The organism is Metabacillus sp. KUDC1714 (genome assembly GCF_014217835.1).
Taxonomy (GTDB): domain Bacteria; phylum Bacillota; class Bacilli; order Bacillales; family Bacillaceae; genus Metabacillus; species Metabacillus rhizosphaerae.
The window spans coordinates 4122181-4146530 of sequence record NZ_CP055263.1; the positions used below are offsets into that span (position 1 = coordinate 4122181).

The 24350-nt window shown below is 35.5% G+C and carries 26 protein-coding genes; 18 read left to right on the top strand and 8 right to left on the bottom strand.

The annotated features are described in order from the left end of the window. Window positions 1–248 precede the first annotated feature (248 nt). From HUW50_RS18920 to lpdA, 5 genes are all read left to right on the top strand, one after another. Entirely contained in the window at window positions 249–926 is a 678-nt protein-coding gene (locus tag HUW50_RS18920; RefSeq protein WP_232329010.1) for a YkyA family protein, read from the top strand. Between the two features lie 640 nt (window positions 927–1566). Continuing rightward, on the top strand, window positions 1567–2682 hold the full coding sequence (pdhA, locus tag HUW50_RS18925) for a pyruvate dehydrogenase (acetyl-transferring) E1 component subunit alpha (protein WP_066330592.1): 1116 nt from the start codon (window positions 1567–1569) through the stop codon (window positions 2680–2682). A 3-nt stretch (window positions 2683–2685) separates the two neighbouring features. Then, window positions 2686–3663, top strand: a complete 978-nt coding sequence (locus HUW50_RS18930; protein ID WP_066330589.1) for an alpha-ketoacid dehydrogenase subunit beta — start codon at window positions 2686–2688, stop codon at window positions 3661–3663. Between the two features lie 143 nt (window positions 3664–3806). Continuing rightward, complete coding sequence (locus HUW50_RS18935; RefSeq protein ID WP_066330587.1) at window positions 3807–5111, top strand: dihydrolipoamide acetyltransferase family protein; 1305 nt, start codon at window positions 3807–3809, stop codon at window positions 5109–5111. Between the two features lie 3 nt (window positions 5112–5114). Beyond that, window positions 5115–6524: a dihydrolipoyl dehydrogenase gene (lpdA, locus tag HUW50_RS18940; RefSeq protein ID WP_066330585.1), complete on the top strand. Its 1410-nt coding sequence runs from the start codon at window positions 5115–5117 to the stop codon at window positions 6522–6524. 128 nt (window positions 6525–6652) lie between these two features. On the opposite strand, the gene HUW50_RS18945 is transcribed toward lpdA, so the two are convergent. Further along, a complete protein-coding gene (locus HUW50_RS18945) occupies window positions 6653–7033 on the bottom strand; it encodes a hypothetical protein (RefSeq protein WP_083964573.1) in 381 nt (126 codons plus the stop codon). Between the two features lie 334 nt (window positions 7034–7367). Here HUW50_RS18945 and HUW50_RS18950 point away from each other — a divergent pair, with 334 nt between their 5' ends. Then, a complete protein-coding gene (locus HUW50_RS18950; protein ID WP_066330580.1) occupies window positions 7368–7610 on the top strand; it encodes a hypothetical protein in 243 nt (80 codons plus the stop codon). A gap of 280 nt (window positions 7611–7890) precedes the next feature. On the opposite strand, the gene HUW50_RS18955 is transcribed toward HUW50_RS18950, so the two are convergent. Then, window positions 7891–9399, bottom strand: coding sequence for a glycine betaine uptake BCCT transporter (locus tag HUW50_RS18955; protein WP_066330578.1), 1509 nt, complete (start codon window positions 9397–9399; stop codon window positions 7891–7893). 130 nt (window positions 9400–9529) lie between these two features. On the opposite strand from HUW50_RS18955, the gene HUW50_RS18960 reads away from it, so the two are divergent. Then, complete coding sequence (locus HUW50_RS18960; protein ID WP_066330575.1) at window positions 9530–10348, top strand: polysaccharide deacetylase family protein; 819 nt, start codon at window positions 9530–9532, stop codon at window positions 10346–10348. A 274-nt stretch (window positions 10349–10622) separates the two neighbouring features. Beyond that, complete coding sequence (locus HUW50_RS18965) at window positions 10623–10763, top strand: GapA-binding peptide SR1P (protein WP_083964572.1); 141 nt, start codon at window positions 10623–10625, stop codon at window positions 10761–10763. A gap of 149 nt (window positions 10764–10912) precedes the next feature. On the opposite strand, the gene HUW50_RS18970 is transcribed toward HUW50_RS18965, so the two are convergent. Then, window positions 10913–12388, bottom strand: coding sequence for an aminotransferase class I/II-fold pyridoxal phosphate-dependent enzyme (locus tag HUW50_RS18970; protein WP_066331593.1), 1476 nt, complete (start codon window positions 12386–12388; stop codon window positions 10913–10915). Window positions 12389–12767: 379 nt separating this feature from the next. Between HUW50_RS18970 and HUW50_RS18975 the strand changes: the two genes are divergently transcribed. Further along, window positions 12768–13724 (top strand): NAD(P)H-dependent flavin oxidoreductase, encoded by a 957-nt coding sequence (locus HUW50_RS18975; RefSeq protein ID WP_185653116.1) that lies wholly within the window; start codon window positions 12768–12770, stop codon window positions 13722–13724. 54 nt (window positions 13725–13778) lie between these two features. Further along, a complete protein-coding gene (locus tag HUW50_RS18980) occupies window positions 13779–14048 on the top strand; it encodes a UPF0223 family protein (RefSeq protein ID WP_066330567.1) in 270 nt (89 codons plus the stop codon). A gap of 29 nt (window positions 14049–14077) precedes the next feature. Here HUW50_RS18980 and HUW50_RS18985 read toward each other — a convergent pair whose 3' ends face one another. After that, entirely contained in the window at window positions 14078–14716 is a 639-nt protein-coding gene (locus HUW50_RS18985) for a YktB family protein (protein ID WP_066330563.1), read from the bottom strand. Between the two features lie 352 nt (window positions 14717–15068). On the opposite strand from HUW50_RS18985, the gene HUW50_RS18990 reads away from it, so the two are divergent. The 3 genes from HUW50_RS18990 to HUW50_RS19000 all read left to right on the top strand — a co-directional run bounded on the left by HUW50_RS18990 (window position 15069) and on the right by HUW50_RS19000 (window position 16661). Next, a complete protein-coding gene (locus HUW50_RS18990) occupies window positions 15069–15257 on the top strand; it encodes a hypothetical protein (RefSeq protein ID WP_066330558.1) in 189 nt (62 codons plus the stop codon). A 151-nt stretch (window positions 15258–15408) separates the two neighbouring features. Then, the gene (locus tag HUW50_RS18995; RefSeq protein ID WP_066330551.1) at window positions 15409–16197 is read left to right on the top strand and encodes an inositol monophosphatase family protein; all 789 of its coding nucleotides are present in this window, start codon (window positions 15409–15411) and stop codon (window positions 16195–16197) included. Next, a complete protein-coding gene (locus HUW50_RS19000) occupies window positions 16197–16661 on the top strand; it encodes a GNAT family N-acetyltransferase (RefSeq protein ID WP_185653117.1) in 465 nt (154 codons plus the stop codon). Before HUW50_RS18995 ends, HUW50_RS19000 begins: the two co-directional genes overlap by 1 nt. A gap of 108 nt (window positions 16662–16769) precedes the next feature. Here HUW50_RS19000 and HUW50_RS19005 read toward each other — a convergent pair whose 3' ends face one another. Then, window positions 16770–16955: a YlaF family protein gene (locus HUW50_RS19005; RefSeq protein ID WP_066330545.1), complete on the bottom strand. Its 186-nt coding sequence runs from the start codon at window positions 16953–16955 to the stop codon at window positions 16770–16772. A gap of 230 nt (window positions 16956–17185) precedes the next feature. Here HUW50_RS19005 and typA point away from each other — a divergent pair, with 230 nt between their 5' ends. Further along, entirely contained in the window at window positions 17186–19027 is a 1842-nt protein-coding gene (gene typA / locus HUW50_RS19010) for a translational GTPase TypA (RefSeq protein ID WP_066330540.1), read from the top strand. Between the two features lie 117 nt (window positions 19028–19144). After that, on the top strand, window positions 19145–19462 hold the full coding sequence (locus tag HUW50_RS19015) for a YlaH-like family protein (RefSeq protein WP_066330534.1): 318 nt from the start codon (window positions 19145–19147) through the stop codon (window positions 19460–19462). Between the two features lie 450 nt (window positions 19463–19912). Here HUW50_RS19015 and HUW50_RS19020 read toward each other — a convergent pair whose 3' ends face one another. Beyond that, window positions 19913–20113: a YlaI family protein gene (locus HUW50_RS19020; protein WP_066330531.1), complete on the bottom strand. Its 201-nt coding sequence runs from the start codon at window positions 20111–20113 to the stop codon at window positions 19913–19915. Between the two features lie 298 nt (window positions 20114–20411). Between HUW50_RS19020 and HUW50_RS19025 the strand changes: the two genes are divergently transcribed. Continuing rightward, a complete protein-coding gene (locus HUW50_RS19025; protein WP_066330528.1) occupies window positions 20412–20870 on the top strand; it encodes a pyridoxamine 5'-phosphate oxidase family protein in 459 nt (152 codons plus the stop codon). Between the two features lie 133 nt (window positions 20871–21003). On the opposite strand, the gene HUW50_RS19030 is transcribed toward HUW50_RS19025, so the two are convergent. Then, window positions 21004–21609, bottom strand: a complete 606-nt coding sequence (locus HUW50_RS19030) for a YhcN/YlaJ family sporulation lipoprotein (protein WP_066330524.1) — start codon at window positions 21607–21609, stop codon at window positions 21004–21006. Between the two features lie 209 nt (window positions 21610–21818). Between HUW50_RS19030 and HUW50_RS19035 the strand changes: the two genes are divergently transcribed. Beyond that, on the top strand, window positions 21819–23147 hold the full coding sequence (locus HUW50_RS19035) for a PhoH family protein (protein ID WP_066330522.1): 1329 nt from the start codon (window positions 21819–21821) through the stop codon (window positions 23145–23147). A gap of 67 nt (window positions 23148–23214) precedes the next feature. On the opposite strand, the gene HUW50_RS19040 is transcribed toward HUW50_RS19035, so the two are convergent. After that, window positions 23215–23712, bottom strand: coding sequence for a molybdopterin-binding protein (locus HUW50_RS19040; protein WP_066330521.1), 498 nt, complete (start codon window positions 23710–23712; stop codon window positions 23215–23217). Window positions 23713–23947: 235 nt separating this feature from the next. Between HUW50_RS19040 and HUW50_RS19045 the strand changes: the two genes are divergently transcribed. Beyond that, window positions 23948–24229, top strand: coding sequence for an Fpa/YlaN family protein (locus HUW50_RS19045; protein ID WP_066330517.1), 282 nt, complete (start codon window positions 23948–23950; stop codon window positions 24227–24229). Window positions 24230–24350 lie beyond the last annotated feature (121 nt).

Sequence of the window (24350 nt, forward strand, 5' to 3'; positions counted from 1 at the left end):
CATCAATTAATGATATATAAGATTATAAAGGAAGATGCTAAAAACGAAAAGAATTCGTCATTATTTTTTCTGCTCGTGGCTATTAGTGATACTAATCTTTTATTGGTCTAAATGAAAGACAAGCACATAAAATGGTATAAAGTTTTAATACTAGTATTTTTTATGCGAAAAGTTTAGATGAATGATGATTGTAAAAATCTGCTTAACCCATTATAGTAGAAAATGTCTGAACGTTAGGGGGAATATTTTTGTTTACTAATAAAAAAAGCACTTTTTTAAATGTTAGTTTGTTAGCTTTTACTCTATTAATCTTTCTTTCTGGCTGTATGGGACCTTCTCCAGAAGAAAATATTTATTCTACACTAGAAAAAGTAGTGACACTGGAGGATACCTTTAAAGATCAACAGCAGCCCCTTTTAGAGCTAGAGAAGAAAGAATCAGATCTTTATAATGAGATCATGAACCTTGGAATGAAAGAATTCGAAAAGGTAGTGGCACTATCTAAAGAAGCACTTACTCTTATAGATGAACGTGAATCAAAAATTGAGGCTGAATATGACAGTATTATCTCCTCAAAGAAAGAGTTTGCTGCAGTAAATGAAGAAATAGAAAAAATCGATGACGAAAAGCTAAAAGAAAAAGTTAAAGATCTAAAAGCTAAAATGGAGGATCGTTACACTTCCTATGAAAGTTTATATAACACATATAAAACGTCAATTTCACTTGATAAGGAATTATATATAATGCTTCAAAAAGAGGACTTAACACTTGAAAGCCTTGAAGCGCAAATAACGAAGGTCAATGATTCATATAAGAAAGTAATGGAAGAAAATGAAAAATTCAATAAATTAACTGAGGAATATAATGAGTTAAAAATAGACTTCTATAAAAATGCTGAGTTAAATGTTGAAGAAGTGAATAGTTAGCTTTATAAAAACCCAATCCTTGTGATTGGGTTTTTTATCGTTGTGTTGAAAATTGGAACTAAATTAGAAAAATGAAATTTGAGGTAAAAACAACGTTTATTGTCTGACTTTTCAAAAAGTAAAACTGTATTATAAAGCACTAATACAGTTTTGTTTTTTGTAATAATACAGCTTGAAAGAGAAGGAGAATTTAAAGGGATGTTTTTGAAGAATCTTTTTTTAAAACCTTATACAAACTAATTGACGGACTCGAAAACATTAGTGTAAACTTGTTAATGAATTAACTAAGGTTGTATTAGTTAACTATTAAAGAAAACTAATACAGAATGATCAAAACAAGTTCATTAAACCATACATAGAGAAAGTTATAGGCAATCTCATGAGTGGTGAATAGTTAAGTAGGTTTGAATTCAAAAAAATTGTGTCATTCATCATATTTTAGGGTAACCTAAAGCTGTGCATATTGGAATTCTCTTACTAATAACTAAACAAGTTCAAGCCATGAAAAGCTAATAGTCCTTGTGACGATTAAACAATGCGGATTATTATCTACCCGTACATACATCAGTTGCCTAAGGTCTACCGAGCTTATTATGTGTCCGAACAAACACTCTTAAAAAGGAAAGGAAGAGGTTATAAGATGGCTGCAAAAACAAAAAGCACTGTTGTTGACAGTAAGAAACAGTTTGAAGCTATTTCTAAGCAGTTCGAAACATTCCAAATTTTAAATGAAGAAGGTAAAGTCGTTAATGAATCGGCTATGCCAGACATTACTGATGAGCAATTAAAAGAACTTATGCGCCGAATGGTTTATACACGTATTTTGGACCAACGTTCAATTTCTTTAAACCGTCAAGGTCGTTTAGGATTCTATGCTCCAACCGCAGGTCAAGAGGCTTCTCAAATTGCTTCTCAATATGCTTTGGAAAAAGAAGATTGGATTTTACCTGGTTACCGTGATGTACCACAAATTATCTGGCATGGACTTCCTTTGTACCAAGCATTCTTGTTCTCACGTGGACATTTCCATGGAAACCAAATGCCTGAAGGTGTAAATTGCCTATCACCTCAAATCATTATCGGTGCACAATACATTCAAACAGCAGGTGTTGCTCTTGGTCTTAAGAAGAAGGGTAAACAAGCTGTTGCAATCACATATACAGGTGATGGCGGAGCTTCTCAAGGTGACTTCTATGAAGGCATTAACTTTGCTGGTGCATATAAAGCTCCTGCAATTTTCGTTGTTCAAAATAACCGCTATGCAATCTCAACACCGGTTGAAAAACAATCTGCAGCACAAACAATTGCTCAAAAAGCAGTTGCAGCAGGTATTGTAGGTGTACAAGTTGATGGTATGGATCCATTAGCAGTTTATGCAGCTGTTCGCGACGCTAGAGAACGCGCTATTAATGGTGAAGGTCCAACATTGATTGAAACATTAACATTCCGTTATGGTCCTCACACAATGGCTGGAGATGATCCAACTCGTTATCGTACAAAAGAAACAGAAAACGAGTGGGAAGCAAAAGACCCATTAGTTCGCTTCCGTCTTTACCTTGAGGCAAAAGGCATCTGGAACGAAGAGGAAGAAAATAAAACAATAGAACAAGCAAAAGAAGATATTAAAGAAGCAATTCAAAAAGCGGATAAATATCCAAAACAAAAGGTTACGGACTTGATGGAAATCATGTACGAAGAAATGCCTTATAATTTAAAAGAGCAATATGAAATTTACAAAGCAAAGGAGTCGAAATAAGCCATGGCACAAATGACAATGATACAAGCCATCACTGATGCATTACGCACAGAATTAAAAAATGATGAAAACGTCCTCGTATACGGAGAAGACGTTGGCGTAAACGGTGGCGTATTCCGTGCAACGGAAGGACTTCAAAAAGAATTCGGCGAAGATCGCGTATTTGATACTCCTCTTGCAGAGTCTGGTATTGGTGGTCTTACAGTTGGTTTTAGTTTAACTGGATTCCGTCCAGTAATGGAGATTCAATTCTTCGGTTTCGTTTACGAAGTAATGGATTCATTAAGTGGTCAATTAGCACGTATGCGCTATCGTTCTGGTGGACATTGGACAGCACCAGTAACAATTCGTTCTCCGTTTGGTGGATTCGTACATACGCCAGAACTTCACGCTGACAGCTTAGAAGGTCTTGTCGCACAACAACCAGGGTTAAAAGTGGTTATTCCTTCAACTCCTTATGATGCAAAAGGACTTTTAATTTCTGCTATTCGTGATAATGATCCAGTTGTCTTTTTAGAGCATATGAAATTATACCGCTCATTCCGTCAAGAAGTACCTGAAGAAGAGTACACGATTGAAATTGGTAAAGCAGATGTAAAACGTGAAGGAACAGATTTATCAATCATCACTTACGGTGCAATGGTTCATGAATCACTAAAAGCTGCTGATGAATTAGAAAAAGAAGGGGTATCTGTAGAAGTTGTTGACCTTCGTACAATCAGCCCATTAGATATTGAAACGATTATTGCCTCAGTTGAAAAAACTGGCCGTGTAGTTGTTGTCCAAGAGGCACAAAAACAAGCGGGGATAGCGGCAAACGTTGTAGCTGAAATTACTGAGCGTGCAATTTTAAGCTTAGAAGCACCAGTACTTCGCGTATCAGCACCTGACACTGTTTATGCGTTTACTGAAGCTGAGAATGTTTGGTTACCAATTTACAAAGATATTATTGAGACTGCTAAAAAAGTAGTTAATTTCTAATAATAAAACGAGCGTTTTATTTTTTCATAGAAATAAGATACTTGATGATAGCGTGAGGAAACCTTAGACTATCGCCAAATTATTTAGGCGACTTAGCTAAGTTTTTCCCAATTATTTTTTATTCCATAAGGAGGTAGAATGTTTTGGCATTCGAATTTAAACTGCCTGATATCGGTGAAGGTATCCATGAAGGTGAAATTGTTAAATGGTTTGTTAAACCAGGTGACAAAGTTGAAGAAGATGATGTTCTAGCAGAAGTACAAAATGATAAAGCGGTTGTTGAAATTCCCTCACCTGTTAAAGGTACTGTTACTGAGGTAAACGTTGATGAAGGTACGGTAGCTACTGTTGGACAAACAATCATTACGTTCGATGCACCAGGCTATGAGGACTTGAAATTTAAAGGTGATCACGGTGATGAAGAGCCTAAAAAAGAGGAAAAAACAGAAGCACAAGTTCAAGCAACTGCTGAAGCTGGTCAAGACGTGAAAAAAGAGGAAGTTGAAATAGATCCGTCTAAACGTGTGATCGCAATGCCATCTGTACGCAAATATGCTCGTGATAAAGATATTGATATCCGTCAAGTATCTGGCAGCGGCAAAAACGGTCGTGTATTAAAAGAAGATGTAGACACGTTCGTTCAAGGCGGAGGTGTAGCAACTACCCCTGCTGCAGCTGAAGAAGCACCTGCAGCTAAAGAAGAAAAACAAGCGAAACCAGCAGCTATTGCGATTCCTGAAGGTGAATTACCAGAAACTCGTGAAAAAATGAGTCCAATCCGTAAAGCAATTGCAAAAGCAATGGTTAACTCAAAACATACAGCACCACACGTTACATTAATGGATGAAATTGATGTAACAAACCTAGTTGCTCACAGAAAACAATTTAAAAATGTTGCAGCGGAGCAAGGTATTAAGTTAACATATTTACCGTACGTAGTGAAAGCTCTTACTTCTGCACTGAAAAAGTATCCTGTTCTGAATACTTCACTTGATGATAAAACAGAAGAAGTTGTTCAAAAGCATTATTACAATATCGGTATTGCTGCCGACACTGAAAAAGGTCTGCTTGTACCTGTTGTTAAAAATGCGGAGCGTAAGTCTGTTTTTGAAATTTCGGATGAAATTAATGGACTTGCTACTAAAGCGCGTGATGGTAAGCTTGCTCCAAATGAAATGAAAGGTGCATCTTGCACGATTTCAAACATTGGATCTGCTGGTGGTCAGTGGTTCACTCCAGTAATCAACCATCCTGAAGTTGCAATTTTAGGTATTGGACGTATTGCAGAAAAACCTGTAGTTCGTGATGGAGAGATTGTAGTAGCTCCGGTTCTAGCTTTATCATTAAGCTTTGACCACAGAATGATCGATGGTGCTACTGCACAAAATGCTCTTAACCACATCAAGCGTTTACTTAATGATCCACAATTAATTTTAATGGAGGCGTAATCGATGGTAGTTGGAGATTTCCCAATTGAAACAGATACTCTTGTCATCGGAGCAGGTCCAGGCGGATACGTTGCAGCGATCCGCGCTGCTCAATTAGGACAAAAGGTAACAGTAGTTGAAAAAGGTACATTAGGAGGCGTTTGCTTAAACGTAGGCTGTATTCCTTCTAAAGCATTAATTTCTGCAGGTCACCGTTATGAAACAGCTAAGCACTCTGAAGATATGGGTATCAAAGCTGAAAACGTGACAGTTGATTTCTCAAAAGTACAAGAGTTTAAACAAGGTGTTGTGAAAAAATTAACTGGCGGTGTAGCTGGATTACTTAAAGGTAATAAAGTTGACGTTGTTTATGGTGAAGCATATTTTGTTGATAACGAAACGGTAAAAGTAATGGATGAAACATCTTCACAAACATATAAGTTTAAAAATGCGATTATCGCAACTGGTTCACGTCCAGTTGAAATTCCAGTATTCAAATACTCTAACCGTGTAATTGATTCGACTGGTGCATTAAATCTTCAAGAAATTCCTAAAAAGCTTGTTGTAATCGGTGGAGGAGTAATCGGAATTGAGCTTGGTTCTGTTTATGCTAATTTCGGTACTGAAGTAACTTTCATTGAAGCAGCTGATGACATTTTAGTAGGATTTGAGAAGCAAATGACAGCATTGGTTAAACGTGGTCTTAAGAAAAAAGGTGTTGAAATTCACACTAAAGCTTCAGCAAAAAGTGTTGAAGAAAGTGAAACAGGCGTAAAAGTAACATTTGAAGTAAAAGGTGAAGAGCAAACAATTGAAGCTGATTACTTGTTAGTTTCTGTTGGACGTCGTCCAAACACAGATGAGCTTGGTTTAGAGCAAGTTGGTGTTGAAATGACCGATAGAGGTATCATCAAAATCGACAAGCAATGCCGCACAAATATATCAAACATTTATGCGATCGGTGATATTGTTGAAGGTCCTCAATTAGCACATAAAGCTTCTTATGAAGGGAAAATTGCTGCAGAGGCAATTGCTGGAGAAAAAGCTGAAATCGATTATTTAGGTATTCCAGCTGTTGTATTCTCTGAGCCAGAGCTTGCAACTGTTGGTTATACAGAAGCAGGAGCTAAAGAAGATGGCATTGAGATAATCGCTGCTAAGTTCCCATTTGCTGCAAATGGTCGTGCATTATCACTAAATGACACGGATGGCTTCTTAAAGCTTGTAACTCGTAAAGAGGATGGATTAGTTATTGGTGCACAAATTGCTGGACCAAGTGCTTCAGATATGGTTTCTGAATTAAGTTTAGCGATTGAAGCTGGAATGACAGCGGAGGACATTGCAATGACGATTCATGCTCACCCAACATTAGGTGAGATCACAATGGAAGCTGCAGAAGTAGCGATTGGTAGTCCAATTCATATTGTGAAGTAATGTTATTTTACTTATAAGAGGTGACTCTCAGCTGAGAGTCACCTCTTTTTTTGGAGAAAAATGAAACCCCTTTTCGTGGCAAGAAAAGGGGTGATTCTATATGGGGAAACGAAGGCATGGTCGAAATGTCAGGGTGAAAGTGCGTTAGCAATTGGTTCCATAATTTCTTCCTTTGTTAAAACAGCTCCTTCGATGTGAACAACAACTCCATCTTTATCAATAACTAAAAGCGATGGGTAAATGTCTACCTCTACCTCATACTGTTTACTATCGCTATGTTCAGAAAAAACTTTCATATTTTCAATTTCTTCAGGGAACTCCTTTTTTATATCAAGTAATGCATCATAGTAGACTGCTTCACGATCAATATTATCATCATCAGAAAAAAATAACAGCTGCTTATCTTTTGTTAATTCTTCATCGGTAGTACCTTGTGAAAAAAGAACATTTTCACATGAAGAAAGAATAATAACTGGAATGATGAAGGCAATGAGTATTGATTTTGTCATCTTTGCCCACCTCTTTTATTTAGTATCGAATAGGTCTAATTTCGTATGTATATAAAGGAACTTAATAGCTATTAAAGTATAATCTATGTTAAATTACACCTATTTTATCATAATTATTGAAGATTCTTCCTATTGTCATCTATTTGTTACATAATTGAAAAATAAATCCTTTATCCTACATTTACTAGCAAAGAAGCGAGGTACATTGCTGAACTCTTGTAGGTAATTGGCTACACTCAACATTTCTAATTGCTGAAAGACACTTAATAGATGGAAGATTTCTATTTTTATCGCATAAGATTTATATAGGTATAGCTGAGGGGGAGAAGGTGGTATGAAATTAACCGTTTATTGTTATCATCTTATTCTGTGGAGTGGTTATAGTGTTGTTGGATGGCTTTCAAAGAAGGATAGTATGATTGCAAAAGCAATATTGCTTTTAGTTTTTTTCTATTTGGCCTATTTGGTTGCTTTTACTCTGCTTAAAACAAGAAAGGGAGCAATGTTTATTTCTATTGTAAGCCTTATCTTTTTTATGTTAGGGCAACAACTATTCAACTTTGTTTTTGTATATTAGTGTTTTGGATCTTAATTAAAGGCTAACTCGCCAAACTTTGTGCTTTTTACCAAGTAATGTGGTGTGGTTGATTGCTGCATCGAAGTTGCTCGTTTTCCGCGGGCGCGGGTGGTGGTGAGCCTCCTTGGCGTAAACGCTTGCATGAGTCTCGCCTGTCCCTGATGGTCTAAGCAGGTATCACGCAATCTGTTCCAATCAACCTGAAGTAGTTTTTGTTTTAAATGCAACAATTTCTTAGAAAAGACTTAAAAAAAAGAGTACCATATAGGTACTCAGGTAATTATTTTGTAAGCTTCTTTTCCTCTTGTAATGATTTTATCAATGAAAAAACCATTAATATCATTATGACCGCAAACGGTAGAGCAGCAATTACAGCTGTTGTTTGGAGTGCTTCAAGACCACCAGCTGCTAACAGAATGGCTGCTGACGCAGATTGGATTATACCCCAAATAAATGTAATTTTTTTCGGTGGATTTAGCATTCCATTTGTTGTCTGCATGCCAAGAACAAATGTTGCAGAATCTGCAGAAGTAATGAAAAAGCAGCTAATTAAGAAGATAGCAATAATCGACATTAAAGTTCCTAGTGGAAAATGGTCAAGGACTGCAAACAATGCAACCTCTTGCCCTTGTTCGTTCACGATTTCAGTAATGGGTAAATTTTGTAAATAATCTAAATAAATTGCAGAGCCTCCAAACACCGAGAACCAAAGTGCTCCAAAGACAGTGGGAACAGCTAACACTCCGATTATAAACTCACGGATAGTACGTCCTCTTGAGATACGTGCAATAAATGTGCCAACAAAGGGTGCCCACGAAATCCACCAAGCCCAGTAAAAGATTGTCCAGTCTTGAACCCATGTATTATCCCTTTGAAAGGGTGTCATTTTAAAACTCATTGAAGGAAGGTTTTGTAGATAGCTTCCTAATGATGTTGTAAAAAGATCCATAATAAAATTTGTAGGACCTGCGAAAAGTAAAAATAACATTAAGGAAATAGCTAATATCACGTTAAGATTGCTTAAGTATCTAATTCCTTTATCAAGTCCAGTTTGTGCTGAAAGCATAAATAATACAGTCACAATTAAGATAATAATTAATTGTGTTATAAAATTATTTTCGATTCCTTCTATAAGATAGGAAATACCACCAGCAATTTGAGCAGCTCCAAAGCCAAGTGATGTCGCAACCCCGAAAACAGTAGCAAAAACAGCAATGAAATTAATTAAAATACCTGTTTTACCATCAACTTTGTCACCTAAAATTGGCCGTAAAATATTACTAACTACTCCGTTTTGCTCTTTTCTAAATGTAAAATAGGCTAGAGCTAAAGCAATTGTTGAGTAGATTGCCCAAGGATGTAATCCCCAGTGAAAGAAGGAATATCTAAGTGCATCGCGTCCCGATTGATCTGTAAAGCCATTACCAGTGGGTGGCGCGCTATAATGAAAGATAGGCTCAGAAACACCCCAAAACACAAGCCCGATTCCCATACCTGCACTGAATAGCATAGCAAACCATGATAAGTATGAGAACTCTGGTTCATCAGTGTCCTTTCCTAATTTAACATTACCATATTTTGAAAAAATTAAGCTGATGGCAAAAATGAGGAAAAAAGTTGCGGTTAAAAGATAGAACCAACCGAACTTTTCTATAATAAAAGCTTGTATTGCTGTTGTAACGTCACTAATGTTTCCATTAGGTAAAAACCTCTTAGGAATTAATCCCCAAATGATAAATAGTGAGGTTACAATTACTGATATAATAAATACAGGGGTCAACTTCTTCATAAATGTATAACACTCCTCCTTTAATACTTATGAAAAATTTACGTTTTTTGAGTGTACCATCACATAGGTATATAGTGATTCAATTAGACTTAATCTATTCTTAATCAATTAAATAATATGGGGGAAAGGTATGCTAAAGAAACGAAATCTAGTAACTTTACTACTTTCAGTTTTACTCCTTCTTTCAGGATGTGCTATTGAAAAGGTTAACAAAGATTCTGAAAATGAAATAAAGCTAGAAGATGTTACTGACAAAATGGAGGATACAGCAAAGTCCGTTGATGGGAAAGTAATAGATGTGGCAAAACCTGTCGAGTTGGAAACATTATACGAACTAAATGATGTAAATTGGACAGTCAATCCAATAAATGAGGATACTGAGGAACGAGTTGTTTTACTTACTATCGATGATGCACCTGATAAATATTCATTAGAAATGGCAAAAACTTTAAAAAAATTAAATGTTAAAGCGATTTTTTTTGTAAATGGACATTTTATTCAAACGGATGAAAAAAAGAAAATGTTAAAAGAAATCTATGATCTTGGTTTTCAAATTGGTAATCATACAATGACACATCGTAATTTGAAGGATTTAACCGAAGAGCAGCAATATACAGAAATTATGGAGTTGAACTCCCAAATTGAGAAAATTATTGGAGAAAAACCAAGGTTTTTTCGTGCTCCATTCGGCAGCAATACAGACTATAGTAAAAAGTTAGTAGCGAAAGAAGGTATGCTCTTAATGAACTGGACTTATGGGTATGACTGGGAAAAGGAATATATGAATAAAGATGCCTTGGTTGAGATAATGGTGAATACTTCGCTATTAACAAATGGAGCAAACCTTCTTATGCACGACAGAGAATGGACAAATGCGGCCCTTGAAGGGATTGTTAATAGGTTAAAAGAAAAAGGATATAAAATGGTTGATCCCGCTTCTATAAAGTGAATTGTTTAATGGTGTATTTGGAGTTGTAAACTCGCTCTAAATATGTACTAAGAAGTGTAAGCGTTTGGTATTTAATGTACTTTTATTCCTAAGGTATGTAATGAAATTTCTGATAAAGGATGCATATTCCACTGGAAATAATAAATGTGTTATACAAATTAACACTTGACGGATCGATTGTGACATATTATTATAATAATAACAAAGGTTAAACGCTTTCAAAGATTATAAGACTTTGAGAGTGATAAAATCATGATTGAAAAGGGGTATGGAGATGGGAACAATCATTTGTCAAAACTGCAACTCTACTATCGGTCATATTGAGGTAGAAAAAGTGACAACATTATATGGTAAATGTAATCATCATAATTGCTGCAAAGAAGATCAGAAAATAAATGTTGTCGAGGTCAAATAAGGGGTTATATATAAAGTTTTTAAGGGGGAATAAAGCACGCAACAATTATGTTGCGTGCTTTATTTTTGTTACAAATTATAAAATTTTTGTACGGTGGATAACACTTTAACATCCAGTTTTAGCGCCCAGTGAACTTCACAGTAACAAATTTATCGAATTGCACGGTGTTCTTTAATCACGCGAATTGTATTTAAAGTTGGATCTTCAGGTCCTTGTACTGGTAACCCTACTTCAAGATTTTTCGTAACATATGCTAAATTATCATCAGTTACAATCTCACCAGGAATAAAGATTGGGATTCCTGGTGGGTATACCATTATAAATTCAGCGATGATTCTACCTGCAGATTCGTTAAAAGGGACGATTTCAGTCTCAGCGTAAAATGCATCCCTTGGTGTTAGAGCTAATACAGGTATATCAGGCAGTAAAATACGAGCCTTAACGTCTTGATCATCCTTTTTTAATTGGAACTCACTAGAGAGCTCCTGGAGGGCTTTAATAAGGGTATCTACATCATTCTTCGTATCGCCAGGTGTAATAATACATAAAATATTATATAAGTCAGATAATTCCACTTCGATTTGGTATTTTTCACGAAGCCATTTTTCGACGTCATATCCCGTTAAACCTAGTTCATAAACTGGAATAATTAATTTTGTAGGGTCATAATCAAAGGTTGCTTTTGTTCCTAAAATTTCTTTGCCAATACAATAAATATTTTCGATTGCATTAATTTTATCACGCGTATAATTAGCTAACTCAATTGTCTTATCGATTAATTCACGTCCCTCTGTAGCTAAACGCTTCCTAGCTACGTCAAGTGATGCTAATAATAAATAAGAAGTAGATGTAGTTGTCATCATACTTAATATCGATTGTACCCGCTGAGGTGACACTAAAGAACCTCTAACATTTAACACAGAACTTTGTGTCATCGATCCGCCAAGCTTATGGACACTTGTCGCAGCCATATCTGCACCAGCCTGCATTGCGCTTAAAGGCAATTCCTCATGGAAATGAATATGGACCCCATGTGCTTCATCTACCAAAACTGGAACATTGTAGGAATGAGCGATTTCAACAATTTCTTTTAGATCAGCAGAAATTCCGAAATAAGTAGGATTAATAACAAGTACACCTTTAGCATCGGGATGCTGTTCAAGAGCCTTTTCTACCGCATCATTTGTAATTCCATGTGAGATACCTAAGTTCTTATCAATTTCAGGATGTATGAAAATTGGTATTGCTCCTGAAAAAACAATCGCAGTCATAACTGATTTATGAACATTGCGAGGTACAATAATTTTATCTCCTGGTCCGCAAACAGCCATAACCATTGTCATGATCGCTCCACTTGTCCCTTGTACAGAAAAAAATGTATAATCCGCTCCAAATGCCTCTGCAGCAAGCTCTTGAGCTTTCTTGATCATCCCTTTTGGGGCATGAAGGTCATCTAATGGCCCAATATTAATTAAATCAATTGATAAAGCATTATCGCCGATAAAGCTTCTAAATTCAGGATCAATTCCCGCACCTTTCTTATGACCAGGAATATGAAATTGAATTGGATTTTTTTTTGCATGTTCAATTAAACCTGTGAACAACGGTGTTTCTTTTTGTGACAACGTTTTTCCACCTTCTTTTTTCATTAATAATTGATATATCCTACATGCTGTCTTCAGAGAAAATATGAAGAAAAGGAAACGGGATAAAGCATTGAGTAAAGGTTAATCTCTCGCAAATATATATAATGCCGTTGCCTTATTTTAGTGTTTTGAAATAATCAATTTTACCGTCAGACGAATCATGTCGAAATCTGTATATTTATAAAAACAAATGAATTATACCTTTATCAATAATGACAGTCAATAAAAATAATGCTTAACTTTGCTGTATTTGCAAATGCTTTAGTTAGTCTTCGCAACCCCTAAACATTCATTCATGAAGGATTTTCTTTATTGGTCTAGAATAGAAAAGTGTATTAGAGGAGAGGGGGCTTATGAGATGGATTGGAAATCAAGAGTAACTGATATTTTAAATATCCAATATCCAATTGTACAAGGAGGTCTGGCTTATTTAGCATATTCTGAATTAGCAGCTGCTGTCTCAAATGCAGGAGGTTTAGGTCAAATTACGGCAATGTCATTAGGAGCGCCAGATGCATTAAAAGCAGAAATAAAAAAACTCCGAGAAAAAACCTCTAAGCCATTCGGTGTAAACTTTGCAATAGGTCAACATGGACGGGGGTATGAAGAGCTTGTTGAGGTGGCCATTGAAGAAAAGGTTCCAGTCATCTCAATGACGGGTGGCAATCCTGCACCAATTTTTGATATGTTAAAAGGTGTGGATGTAATGAAACTTGTCTTAGTTGCTGCAAAGCGGCAAGCTATAAAGGCTGAAGAGCTAGGTGCAGATGCTGTAATGGTTGTCGGTCAGGAAGGTGGGGGTCACTTAGGAAGAAGCGATGTCGGGACGTTGGTGTTAATTCCTCAAGTTGTAGATGCTGTATCTATACCTGTCATAGCATCTGGTGGTATTGGTGATGGACGAGGTTTAATGGCAGCACTAAGTCTTGGTGCTGAAGGAATCGAAATGGGTACACGATTTATCGCAACCAAGGAATGTGTACATGCACACCAAGTCTATAAGCAAGCACTAGTAGAATGTGATGAAAATGATACGGTCGTCATCAAAAAATCAATAGGTGCTCCAGCAAGGGCGATTGCGAATAAATGGACAGATCAAATTCTTGAAATAGAAAAAGATTCAGGTGGATATGAGGATCTTAAGAATTATATTAGTGGTGTTGCTAACAAAAGATATATTTATGATGGTAAAATAGATGAAGGTTTTGCATGGGCGGGTCAAGTAATAGGACTTATCTCAGACGTACCATCTGTAAATGACCTAATAGCAAAAATGATCATAGAAGCTGAAGCTATTCGTAGAGAATGGAAATAAGTAGTTACTATGTAGACTGCTGCTTCTAAAAAAGAGAGTGAGGAATGTAACATCATGGATTATCAATATCCGATCTCCTTGGACTGGAGTACAGAAGAAACTGTTGACGTGATTAATTTTTTTGAGTGTATAGAGAAAGCATATGAAAAAGGGATTGATCGTATACAATTAATGAATGCATATCGTAGGTTTAAAGAGATTGTTCCGAGTAAAGCTGAAGAAAAATCGATTGGTAATGAATTTGAAGAGGTAAGTGGATATTCAACCTATCGAGTTATAAAAAAAGCAAAGACATCTGAAGAACTACATATTGTAAAGATGTAGCTAATGTTATCAATAAAAAATGTCCAGGCTCATAGAGACTGGACATTTTTTAATTCTAATGACAGTTTATACAAAGGGATTAGTGTTTGAAAGGTTTCAAGAATAACTTTAAGTAACTTATCACCGTCATTCAATATTGGGTTTTCCACATTTATGTGACGACCGATAAGAAACTCAGCTTTCTTAACGTCTCTGAACCGCTCTAGAGAACTTTTTAAGTCAATAACATAGAATGGGATAGAATCTTTTTTTGTATGATCTAATGACACACAGAAATCATCTGGAACTGAATTTTTAATAATATCCATATTGTTTAAGAAATTTAACGCTATGTTTTCTTTATTAGGTAATTCGTAAATAAAGGCAAGCCAGATAAAGAGATGGTCATCAAATAAACCAACTTGAAAATGGGGGTGTTGTTTGTAGCCGCGTTTATTTGCAGCGATCGCTAACCATGTATCTTTTGGTGGATTTATCGTTCTTCTTGCATGCTTAGCAATATGTAAAAACATTTCATTTTGTAAGACAGATGATAAATCATCAGTTAATGTTTGGCCAATTATTTGAAATTTAGGCTGTATACGCTCCCGAATTGCGTCCATTCGGTCCTCTAAACCATCTATAGTAAATGTTTCAAAATCTTTACTAGTAAACCCATCAAAATTCATTGATCTAAATCCTCCTATTATTCCTACATTTCCTATTTCAAATGTTGAGCTTATATTATATACGGATAAGCACATGTTAGCACAATGATATGCTTTCGAAATACGAATAACACGTTTCGGTATAAAGTGTAGGTGGTATTAGAATAGCGTAATCCTTTAACAAAACTCTGGCAAGTATATCGCTGTAGTTGGCCAAGAAACTAGGTAAATACACAATTTCATTCGGATAGTTCCAACTTTTTTTAGACTCACATATTATATAAAAAAACTATTAAATACCTTAAATGAATCTTTGAAATCGTTTCATGGTTACCTTGTTTAATGAAAAAGAGAAGAAAGGGGCGGTAGAAAGATGAAACAAATTGTGAAAACAAGTGGACAAAAAATCATTAACAATCGTATTGGGGTGTTAAGGCTTGAATTGGATTACGAATTAGCCACCCTTTATGAAGCTATGCAAAATAAAGATTCAAAGAAAAAAACAGAATGTAAGCTAAAGTTAGAAAAATTACGAAAAGAGTGGATGAAGCTCCAAGCATAGCGGGAGATGAGGAAATCTACAAACGAACCTCGTTGGGTTCGTTTTTATCTGCGCAACAATAATTGATTGATCTTACTTGCTTTCCTTTAATTCAATACAGTATCCTTAACATAGCACGAGTGAATTTTTTACATAGAAATGAGGTTACTTTATGACGAATTGGAAGGACATTGATCAAAAGGCAAAACAGTGGGTAAAAGAAGCAGGGGAAAAAATTCGTAATTCCTTTGATTCCACACTTTCTATTCAATATAAGTCTAATCCTAACGATTTAGTGACGAATATGGATAAGGAAATTGAACAATTTTTAATTGGTAAAATTCAAGAAACCTACCCAGAACATCGAATATTAGGGGAAGAAGGCTATGGTGATGAAGTAACATCATTAGATGGAGTATTGTGGATTATTGATCCAATTGATGGAACAATGAACTTTGTTCACCAGCAAAGAAATTTTGCCATTTCAGTAGGTATATACGGGGATGGTATAGGATATATAGGGTTGATTTATGATGTTGTACATAATGAATTGTATCATGCGTTTAAAGGGGAAGGAGCATTTATGAATGACCTCCCGTTACCGATGCTTGACAAAGTAAAGATAGAAGAAGCGATCGTAAGTGTTAATGCTACATGGTTATTAGAAAATCCACGGATTGATCATAATCTAATGACCAAAATTGTAAAAAAGGTACGTGGGACACGTTCATATGGTTCTGCAGCCCTAGAGTGTGCCTATGTTGCCTCAGGTCGTCTTGACGCATATATGACAATGAGACTCGCTCCATGGGACTTTGCAGCTGGCTTGGTATTAATTGAAGAGGTAGGAGGGAGTATGTCAACGATTACGGGTGAGAAGCTTGATTTACTTACAAAGAATTCTTTCTTCGTCGGTGAAAAAAGTCTTCACAACTTAATATTAACGGAATACTTAATCTAGTGATTTCACTCTCTTCAAGTGCTTTAGAAAAAGATGATTATGAGTTTTTTAAAGAAATCATTTTTGAAAGCAACGAATGGCAAAGTGAGGAATGTAAAGTAGAAGATTTGCATTCATATTTATTGTCGTACAAAATGTTCAATGGTGAATGGAGAATTTGGAAATCAGGTGACAAACAGGTAGGCGTGACCTATTTAATGGAATGGTCTCCAGCAAATGAGAAACCTTGGATTGGAACTATTCTTGTTCATCCACAATTACGGATGAAAGGCTTTGGGAAAAGTATCGTAACTGAAATTGGAAGTGAACTAAGTCGAAAAGGACATAAAGCGTTATTCGTTGGTTGTCCAATTCAACAGGGTACATGGATTCAATTTTTGGGGAAGTGTGGATTTGAACAATTTAAGGTCGAGTTCGATGAATACTCATCAAAAGAGTTTATGATAGCAGTTAAGCCTTTATAATTTTTGCTTTTCTTTTTCAAATGGAATTTTAATATAAGAAAAACGAAGGCTTTAGCTATTAATACAAAGCATAAGCCTTCGCTTTCTATATTATTAATGGTTGATGACTTATAAAAGTCCTTTTTCGCGCATTCTTTTTTTCATGATAAAGCCTGATGCCATAACGGCATTTAATCCAATGATCGCTAGTAGAATTCCAGGTATACTCCGCTCTCCTACAGCAATTCCTATTCCTATCATACAAGCTGCAGCTAAGAAAGCTAATACGACAAAAATCCACTTACCAAGTCTCATAAAACCGACCTCTCCCAACCGAAAAGAAAAATATTTTATTATACTTCCTTTAGTTTAACTAAAATCTTAACACTTTTCTACATTGTTTATGGTATAATATCGAAGGTAATTTTGAAATTATAATGATAACAATTAGAATACTGCGAAAAGTCATACTGTATTACTTATTTAAAGTATGGAAAACCTTTTAGTAGAGCCTATTTGAATATACATTTTTAGGAGATGAAAGAGTGAAATTACGAAACGATATTCGCAACATAGCTATTATTGCCCACGTAGACCATGGTAAAACAACATTGGTTGATCAACTTTTGCACCAATCAGGAACATTCCGTACAAACGAAAATGTCGCAGAACGTGCAATGGACTCAAATGATTTAGAGCGCGAACGCGGGATTACTATTTTAGCTAAAAACACAGCAATTAATTATAAAGACACTCGTATTAACATCATGGATACACCAGGCCATGCTGACTTTGGTGGAGAGGTAGAACGTATCATGAAAATGGTAGATGGAGTTCTACTTGTTGTAGATGCTTATGAAGGCTGTATGCCACAAACGCGTTTTGTTTTAAAGAAAGCGTTAGAGCAAAATTTAACTCCAATTGTAGTGGTAAATAAAATCGACCGTGATTTTGCACGTCCATCAGAAGTAGTTGATGAAGTGTTAGATTTATTTATTGAGCTTGATGCAAATGAAGATCAGTTGGATTTCCCAGTTGTATTTGCTTCTGCAATAAATGGAACTGCAAGTACAAGCCCAGATCCAGCAGATCAAGAGGAAAACATGGTCGCTATATTTGATTCGATTGTTGAACATATTCCAGCACCAGTCGATAATAGAGAGGAACCACTACAATTCCAAGTAGCGTTACTTGATTATAATGATTATGTTGGACGAATTGGTATCGGACGTGTATTCCGTGGAACAATGCAAGTTGGCCAGCAAGTATCCTTAATGAAAATCGATGGTTCTATTAAGAACTTCCGTGTAACAAAACTATTTGGCTTCCAAGGCTTAAGACGTGTTGAAATTGAACAAGCAGAAGCTGGGGACCTAGTCGCTGTATCTGGAATGGAAGATATTAACGTTGGTGAAACGGTTTGTCCTGTGGAACATCAAGAAGCTTTACCAATTCTTCGTATTGATGAACCAACATTACAAATGACTTTTGCTGTAAATAACAGTCCATTCGCAGGACGTGAAGGTAAATTTGTTACTTCTCGTAAAATAGAAGAACGCTTATTGTCTCAATTACAAACAGATGTAAGCTTACGTGTTGACCCAACTGCTTCTCCAGATGCTTGGATCGTTTCTGGACGTGGAGAGCTTCATCTTTCAATCTTAATTGAAAATATGCGCCGTGAAGGTTTTGAACTTCAAGTTTCTAAACCAGAGGTTATCGTAAAAGAAATTGATGGTGTAAAATGTGAGCCGGTTGAACGTGTACAAATCGATGTACCTGAAGAACATACTGGCGGAGTAATGGAATCAATCGGTGCCCGTAAAGGTGAAATGATCGATATGATCAACAATGGTAACGGTCAAGTAAGATTAATCTTTAATGTACCTGCTCGTGGATTAATAGGTTATTCAACAGAATTTATGTCTTTAACTCGTGGTTTTGGTATTATTAATCATACTTTTGATAGCTACCAACCAATGCAGAAGGGTCAGGTTGGAGGACGTCGTCAAGGTGTACTTGTTTCCATGGAAAATGGTAAATCCACAACTTATGGTATTCAAGGAGTCGAAGATCGCGGTATTATCTTCATTGAAGCTGGTGTGGATGTTTATGAAGGTATGATTGTTGGAGAACATACTCGTGAAAATGATCTAGTTGTAAATATTTGCAAAATGAAACAACAAACAAATATTCGTTCAGCTAACAAAGATCAAACGAACACGATGAAAAAACCACGTATCATGTCTTTAGAAGAAGCGCTTGAATACTTGAATGAAGATGAGTATTGTGAATTAACACCAGAATCAATCAGACTTAGAAAGAAAATTCTTGACAAAAACGAGCGTGAAAAATCAGCGAAAAAGAAAAAATTAGCAGGGATTTAAGCTTAAGAAATTATTTTTATAAAATAAAAAAGAGGGCTGATTCACTTTGATTCAGCCTCTTTCTATACATTCTAAAATCATGTATTGAGGAAAGGTACTGTGCTAGGAGGAGAAAAATTGGATGTAACAGAAAGGCTTTCGTTTTTTCCAAGCTTATATCGTGTTGTCGAATACCCAAAGGTAGGAATGTGGATGCTTTATATAACCATTCTCCTTTTATCCATCCTTGTTTTTAAGCTGGGATTTGCGAAAAAACTACCTATTTTAAAATCAGCTGTTATTTATTTGTTTTTAGCTTTGGGTTGTACAGTTCTAACCTTTTTAGGGATATTTTTACCGGTGGCAGAAGGATTGGTTGTTGCTTCGCTTATATTAATCATTTATAAGATAAGACTCTATCAATCAAAGAAACAAGAAGCAGAAGAGGTTAAATAAAACAAAGGTTCTGATTCAAATGTCAGAACCTTTGTTTTATTTGATTAAACATTAGTGGGAGAAGTAGTGCATATAGAAAATGACCTATTATCCACCATAAAATGGCTAGTCCATTACTTAAGGCTGGAGTTTCTTTTATGGAAAAAATCGAAAGTGGAAAATATAATAGAACTGTTGGGGTTGTAAAAACAAACGATAGAACGAATTGTTGCCTGAGATGAAGGTTCAACTTTTCGCAAAAGTAAAAATATACTACGCTTATAAAAATGGAAACAATTAAATGGAGTGAGAACTCTAGCGTTTCTGGTAAGTGTTTGTTATACAAAAAATCTATGTTTAACAAAAGTGTATAGACTTTTAATTCTGTAATAAATTGAATAAATTTTAAGAACAAACCTAAAACAGTTCCGCTAATCACCCCAGTTAAGAATCCTCTCCATATGGATTTGCTCACCAAGAATCTTCAGACTTTTTGTCCTGATATAATCTGAATTTTCCTGTAGCAATTCGAGCATTTGTTTTTTCTTCAATTCTCTCATTACATGGTTTACACATATATGTATGAATCGGACGGTTTCTTAGACGTTTCGCAATTAACGTTTCATCTTCAATCGTCTCAACCTTATCACAAATAACACATTTTACTCTCATTATTCACCTCAAACAATTATTGTAGCAGCTTAATAATAGCGCTCTTTCTTACTAGTATATCACGTATTATACAAAAACAAATATGACGTTTTCAATCGCCGACTAATTTGTAGAACATATAAGCGTTTTCTCCTATTTGGACATTATACGTTAAGAAGACAAAAGTGGATAAAAATAATAAGTTAGTTGGTAACCTTTCATATTTCCATGAAAAACACACATCAAGAATGACTTATAGTTGGAACAATTTAGAAAAAAGGGTATGATATTAGTATAAAGCGGAAAGGGAGGGATTCCAATGGCAAATAAGGTTGAAACAGAATTGATTGAACCATTATTTAATGGTCTACAGAAAGAACGTTTCGTGACAATTGCAACAATAGACCATGAAACAAATTCTCCAAATGTAAGTGCGATTTCTTGGGTATATGCACCCGATAGAGATCGAATTTTCTTCGCAATTGATCAACGCTCAAGAATTGTTGAAAATATCAAACAACATCCTGCAATTGTTTTGAATATGATTGCAAACGAATCTACATATTCGATAAATGGAAATGCGCATATAAAAGAGGAAAGGCTTGAAGGTGTTCCGCTTAAACTAGCATTAATTGAATTAACAATTTCAGAAGTTCGCGATGTTATGTTTTACGGTTCTAAAATATCTTCAGAACCACTTTATGAAAAAACATATGATGAGAAAGCTGCTGCTAAACTAGATAAGCAAGTATTAATTGCTATGAAGAATAATGCATAGAAAAGGACTGCTACTAAGCTGATGAATTCTAAAGAACAGTACTACATGTATTCAAATACATGGTCATACTTTAATTCTTATTTATTCATCAATTAGGGGGCAGTCCTTTTGAAATTTTGTAAGACTTTTTAACCTATTTCTTCATATGGTTGTTAGATTGATCTTGTTGTTCTTTTTCTAACAATTTTTCTTCATCATTCGATAATTGATCATTATTTTGATTAGTAGGCTGTTTTTGTTGGTTGTCAAGGATTTCATTTGGTATCTCAGGAACAACGCGTCCTACAATAGCTGCTAGCTCATCAAGTATACCGACAATAGGGCGACCTTCGCTGATTTCACGGCCCATCTCACGGAGTCTGACATTTGTATCAGCGTCAGCAATTACAACAGCACTTGCACCATATGGATCATGCATCAAGCTTTCAGCAACAGTATATTTTATCGATTCAACTTTATTTCGATCTAATTCTGAATTTACATCAATACCTATAACAGCAAATTTGCCTATAACTACTGCTGTTGCATCATTCACTTGTGGAATTTCATTGGCAAGTTCAACTAAATGCTTTGAAATTTGTTGACCAGTTTTACGATCAATATTTTCATCAACACTATTTTTAACATTAATTGGTGTGCCATCATCATTTTCTTGATCTGTTTTCGGTGCACCTTGATTTACAGTACAACCGGTAAGAGCAATGGCTGTTAGTAGTAAAACAGTAAATAAATATCTCATGAAATCACTCCTTAAAAGTTAGGATCACATATATGAAGGTCCTGAATGAAGGTTTTTTCCTTGCTTTTTAACTTTATTGTTTAATAAACCTTCTATCTTTATTCATCCTTTCATATATTTTAGCAACGCTTCATTCACAGCTTGACTTTTTTTCACTACCTAATTGTTTCACTCCATAAAAAAATAGCAACGGAGTAGGAGGCGGAGGTTTGAGGAAGATTTATGTTCTAGACACAAATGTATTGTTGCAAGATCCGAATTCAATTTTTTCTTTTGAAGAAAATGAGGTAATTATTCCCGCAGTAGTATTAGAAGAGGTGGATTCAAAAAAGCGCTACATGGACGAAATAGGCCGTAATGCTAGACAAGTATCAAAACTGATTGATCAACTAAGGGAATCAGGAAAATTACATGAGAAAATTCCTTTGCCAAACGGTGGATCATTAAGGATTGAATTAAATCATCGTTCATTTCATCAGCTTCAAGAAATTTTTGTAGAAAAAACAAATGATAACCGTATTTTAGCAGTTGCCAAAAATTTATCATTAGAGGAGCAGACGAAGGAAAATGGCCGAGCTGTAATATTAGTCAGTAAAGACACTTTAGTTCGGGTTAAAGCAGATGCAATTGGGCTAATTGCAGAGGATTTTCTCAGTGACCGTGTAGTAGAAATTGATCATATTTACACAGGATTTCTTGATTTGTATATAAGTAGTGATAAATTAGATCGTTTTTATGAAAAAAATGAATTAATTCTTTCTGAGATAACAAATCATCCATTTTACCCCAATCAGTTTGTCGTTATGAAGGATGCGTTAGGCGGCTCCGCTTCAGCAATAGGCAAGGTAGATCATTCTGGGAAGAAGATTCAACGACTTGTATTTGATCATGATCATATTTGGGGAATTCGACCTCGAAATGTTCAGCAAACGATGGCATTAGAGCTATTACTACGAACCGACATACCATTAGTAACTCTTATTGGCAAAGCAGGAACCGGCAAAACATTACTGGCTCTTGCTGCGGGACTCATGCAAACAGAGGATTTAGGTACTTATAAAAAGTTACTTGTTGCAAGACCAATCGTTCCTGTAGGGAAAGATTTAGGATTTTTACCAGGTGAAAAGGAAGAAAAGCTAAGACCTTGGATGCAACCAATTTATGATAATTTAGAGTATTTATTTAATACGAAAAAACCAGGAGAGCTTGATGCTATATTAGCGGGGATGGGTTCAATCGAAGTTGAGGCACTAACGTATATTAGAGGAAGAAGTATCCCTGAACAAATTATTCTGATCGATGAAGCGCAAAACTTAACAAAGCATGAGGTTAAAACGATTTTGACCCGTGTTGGTGAGAGAAGTAAAATCGTCTTAATGGGTGACCCCGAACAAATTGATCATCCGTATTTAGATGAGTATAACAATGGGCTCACGTATGTAGTTGAAAAATTTAAGGATCAGCCAATCGCCGGACATGTGCGCTTAGTAAAAGGTGAACGATCAGGTTTGGCACAGCTTGCAGCAGATTTGCTTTAAGTGAAGGTTTAAAAAGGGGCAGAAGGTTTAGCTCTGTCTGCCCCTTTTTACAGATGATGAACCAACATTAAAGAACATTGATTTGTTTTATATGCTTTACCGGATCAGATGCATTTGAACCGTCTCCTAAATAAACGTAGATTGGTCCATCTTCCTTTAATGGCTTGCCTTGCATACTAAATCCTAATATGACTTCATTTGCTTCCTCAATCGATATTATGAAAGGTTTTTCATTAGTAACAAATTCAACTTTTAATGCATCATCTTGAATTCCTGCATTTTGAAGAAAGGGCTTTAATGGAACTCCAAATGAACCATTTAACACTCTTTGTTTTTCGTATGTACGTTCAGTTTTTAGTGTAGGAGGGTAAATTGCTCCTTCTCTAATTTCTCTTTCCCAATGCTTTGATACTGACTTCGTATATTCTTCGAGTTCATCTGTTGTTTCTTGCTCTGTGATAAAAAAAGTGGTTAAATCAACTTTTCTATCATCGAAGATCCACACACCAGGATCTAATGTTATTTCATAATCCACCTTGCCTTTTATCATGACGATTGCTTCCATTATAAACACTCCTTTACATCGCAAGTATAAGCTTTTCAAGAAAATTTGTCACACTATATGAAAAATGCACATTCTAACTGTGTTACTTGAGCTGAAATTACCTGCTTCTTATAGAAATCACAATTCATTGAAAGTAAAAGTTCATGTTTAGGCTGTTTGTCCTTGCTTTTTCAACGATTTGGATTTAATATTAATACATAGAAAAGGGTAATCGCTCGGAAACGGAGGGATTAATTTGGCGTCTGAGATTGCTGTTGATCATCGAGAAAAGGCACTTGCTATATTAAAGGCAGATGCTGACAAAATCATGAAATTGATTAAAGTCCAAATGGACAATTTAACGATGCCTCAATGTCCTCTTTATGAAGAGGTTTTAGATACACAAATGTTTGGTTTATCTAGAGAAATAGACTTTGCTGTAAGGCTAGGCTTAATTGAGGAACGTGAAGGAAAAGACCTGCTTGATTCACTTGAGCGAGAGTTGTCTGCATTACATGATGCATTTACAGCCAAATAATTAACCAAAACTCAAACTAACTTTAAGTAAGTTTGAGTTTTTTTATTTTTAACAAGTTTTTAAAGGAATTTCATTTTTCTAGGTCGAAGATATAGTAAAATAAAAGCAACATAGAATAACC

Excerpts from the sequence above, each read along its gene's own strand:
- HUW50_RS18960 (WP_066330575.1), top strand. The coding sequence starts at position 9,530 with ATGCTAAAGAAACGAAATCTAGTAACTTTACTACTTTCAGTTTTACTC.
- HUW50_RS18990 (WP_066330558.1), top strand. The coding sequence starts at position 15,069 with ATGAAACAAATTGTGAAAACAAGTGGACAAAAAATCATTAACAATCGT.
- HUW50_RS19030 (WP_066330524.1), bottom strand. The coding sequence starts at position 21,609 with ATGAGATATTTATTTACTGTTTTACTACTAACAGCCATTGCTCTTACC.
- HUW50_RS19005 (WP_066330545.1), bottom strand. The coding sequence starts at position 16,955 with ATGAGACTTGGTAAGTGGATTTTTGTCGTATTAGCTTTCTTAGCTGCA.
- HUW50_RS18930 (WP_066330589.1), top strand. The coding sequence starts at position 2,686 with ATGGCACAAATGACAATGATACAAGCCATCACTGATGCATTACGCACA.
- HUW50_RS18975 (WP_185653116.1), top strand. The coding sequence starts at position 12,768 with ATGGATTGGAAATCAAGAGTAACTGATATTTTAAATATCCAATATCCA.
- HUW50_RS18985 (WP_066330563.1), bottom strand. The coding sequence starts at position 14,716 with ATGAATTTTGATGGGTTTACTAGTAAAGATTTTGAAACATTTACTATA.
- HUW50_RS19020 (WP_066330531.1), bottom strand. The coding sequence starts at position 20,113 with ATGAGAGTAAAATGTGTTATTTGTGATAAGGTTGAGACGATTGAAGAT.
- HUW50_RS18995 (WP_066330551.1), top strand. The coding sequence starts at position 15,409 with ATGACGAATTGGAAGGACATTGATCAAAAGGCAAAACAGTGGGTAAAA.
- HUW50_RS18980 (WP_066330567.1), top strand. The coding sequence starts at position 13,779 with ATGGATTATCAATATCCGATCTCCTTGGACTGGAGTACAGAAGAAACT.
- HUW50_RS18965 (WP_083964572.1), top strand. The coding sequence starts at position 10,623 with ATGGGAACAATCATTTGTCAAAACTGCAACTCTACTATCGGTCATATT.
- HUW50_RS18955 (WP_066330578.1), bottom strand. The coding sequence starts at position 9,399 with ATGAAGAAGTTGACCCCTGTATTTATTATATCAGTAATTGTAACCTCA.
- HUW50_RS18945 (WP_083964573.1), bottom strand. The coding sequence starts at position 7,033 with ATGACAAAATCAATACTCATTGCCTTCATCATTCCAGTTATTATTCTT.
- HUW50_RS18950 (WP_066330580.1), top strand. The coding sequence starts at position 7,368 with ATGAAATTAACCGTTTATTGTTATCATCTTATTCTGTGGAGTGGTTAT.
- HUW50_RS19040 (WP_066330521.1), bottom strand. The coding sequence starts at position 23,712 with ATGGAAGCAATCGTCATGATAAAAGGCAAGGTGGATTATGAAATAACA.
- pdhA (WP_066330592.1), top strand. The coding sequence starts at position 1,567 with ATGGCTGCAAAAACAAAAAGCACTGTTGTTGACAGTAAGAAACAGTTT.
- lpdA (WP_066330585.1), top strand. The coding sequence starts at position 5,115 with ATGGTAGTTGGAGATTTCCCAATTGAAACAGATACTCTTGTCATCGGA.
- HUW50_RS19025 (WP_066330528.1), top strand. The coding sequence starts at position 20,412 with ATGGCAAATAAGGTTGAAACAGAATTGATTGAACCATTATTTAATGGT.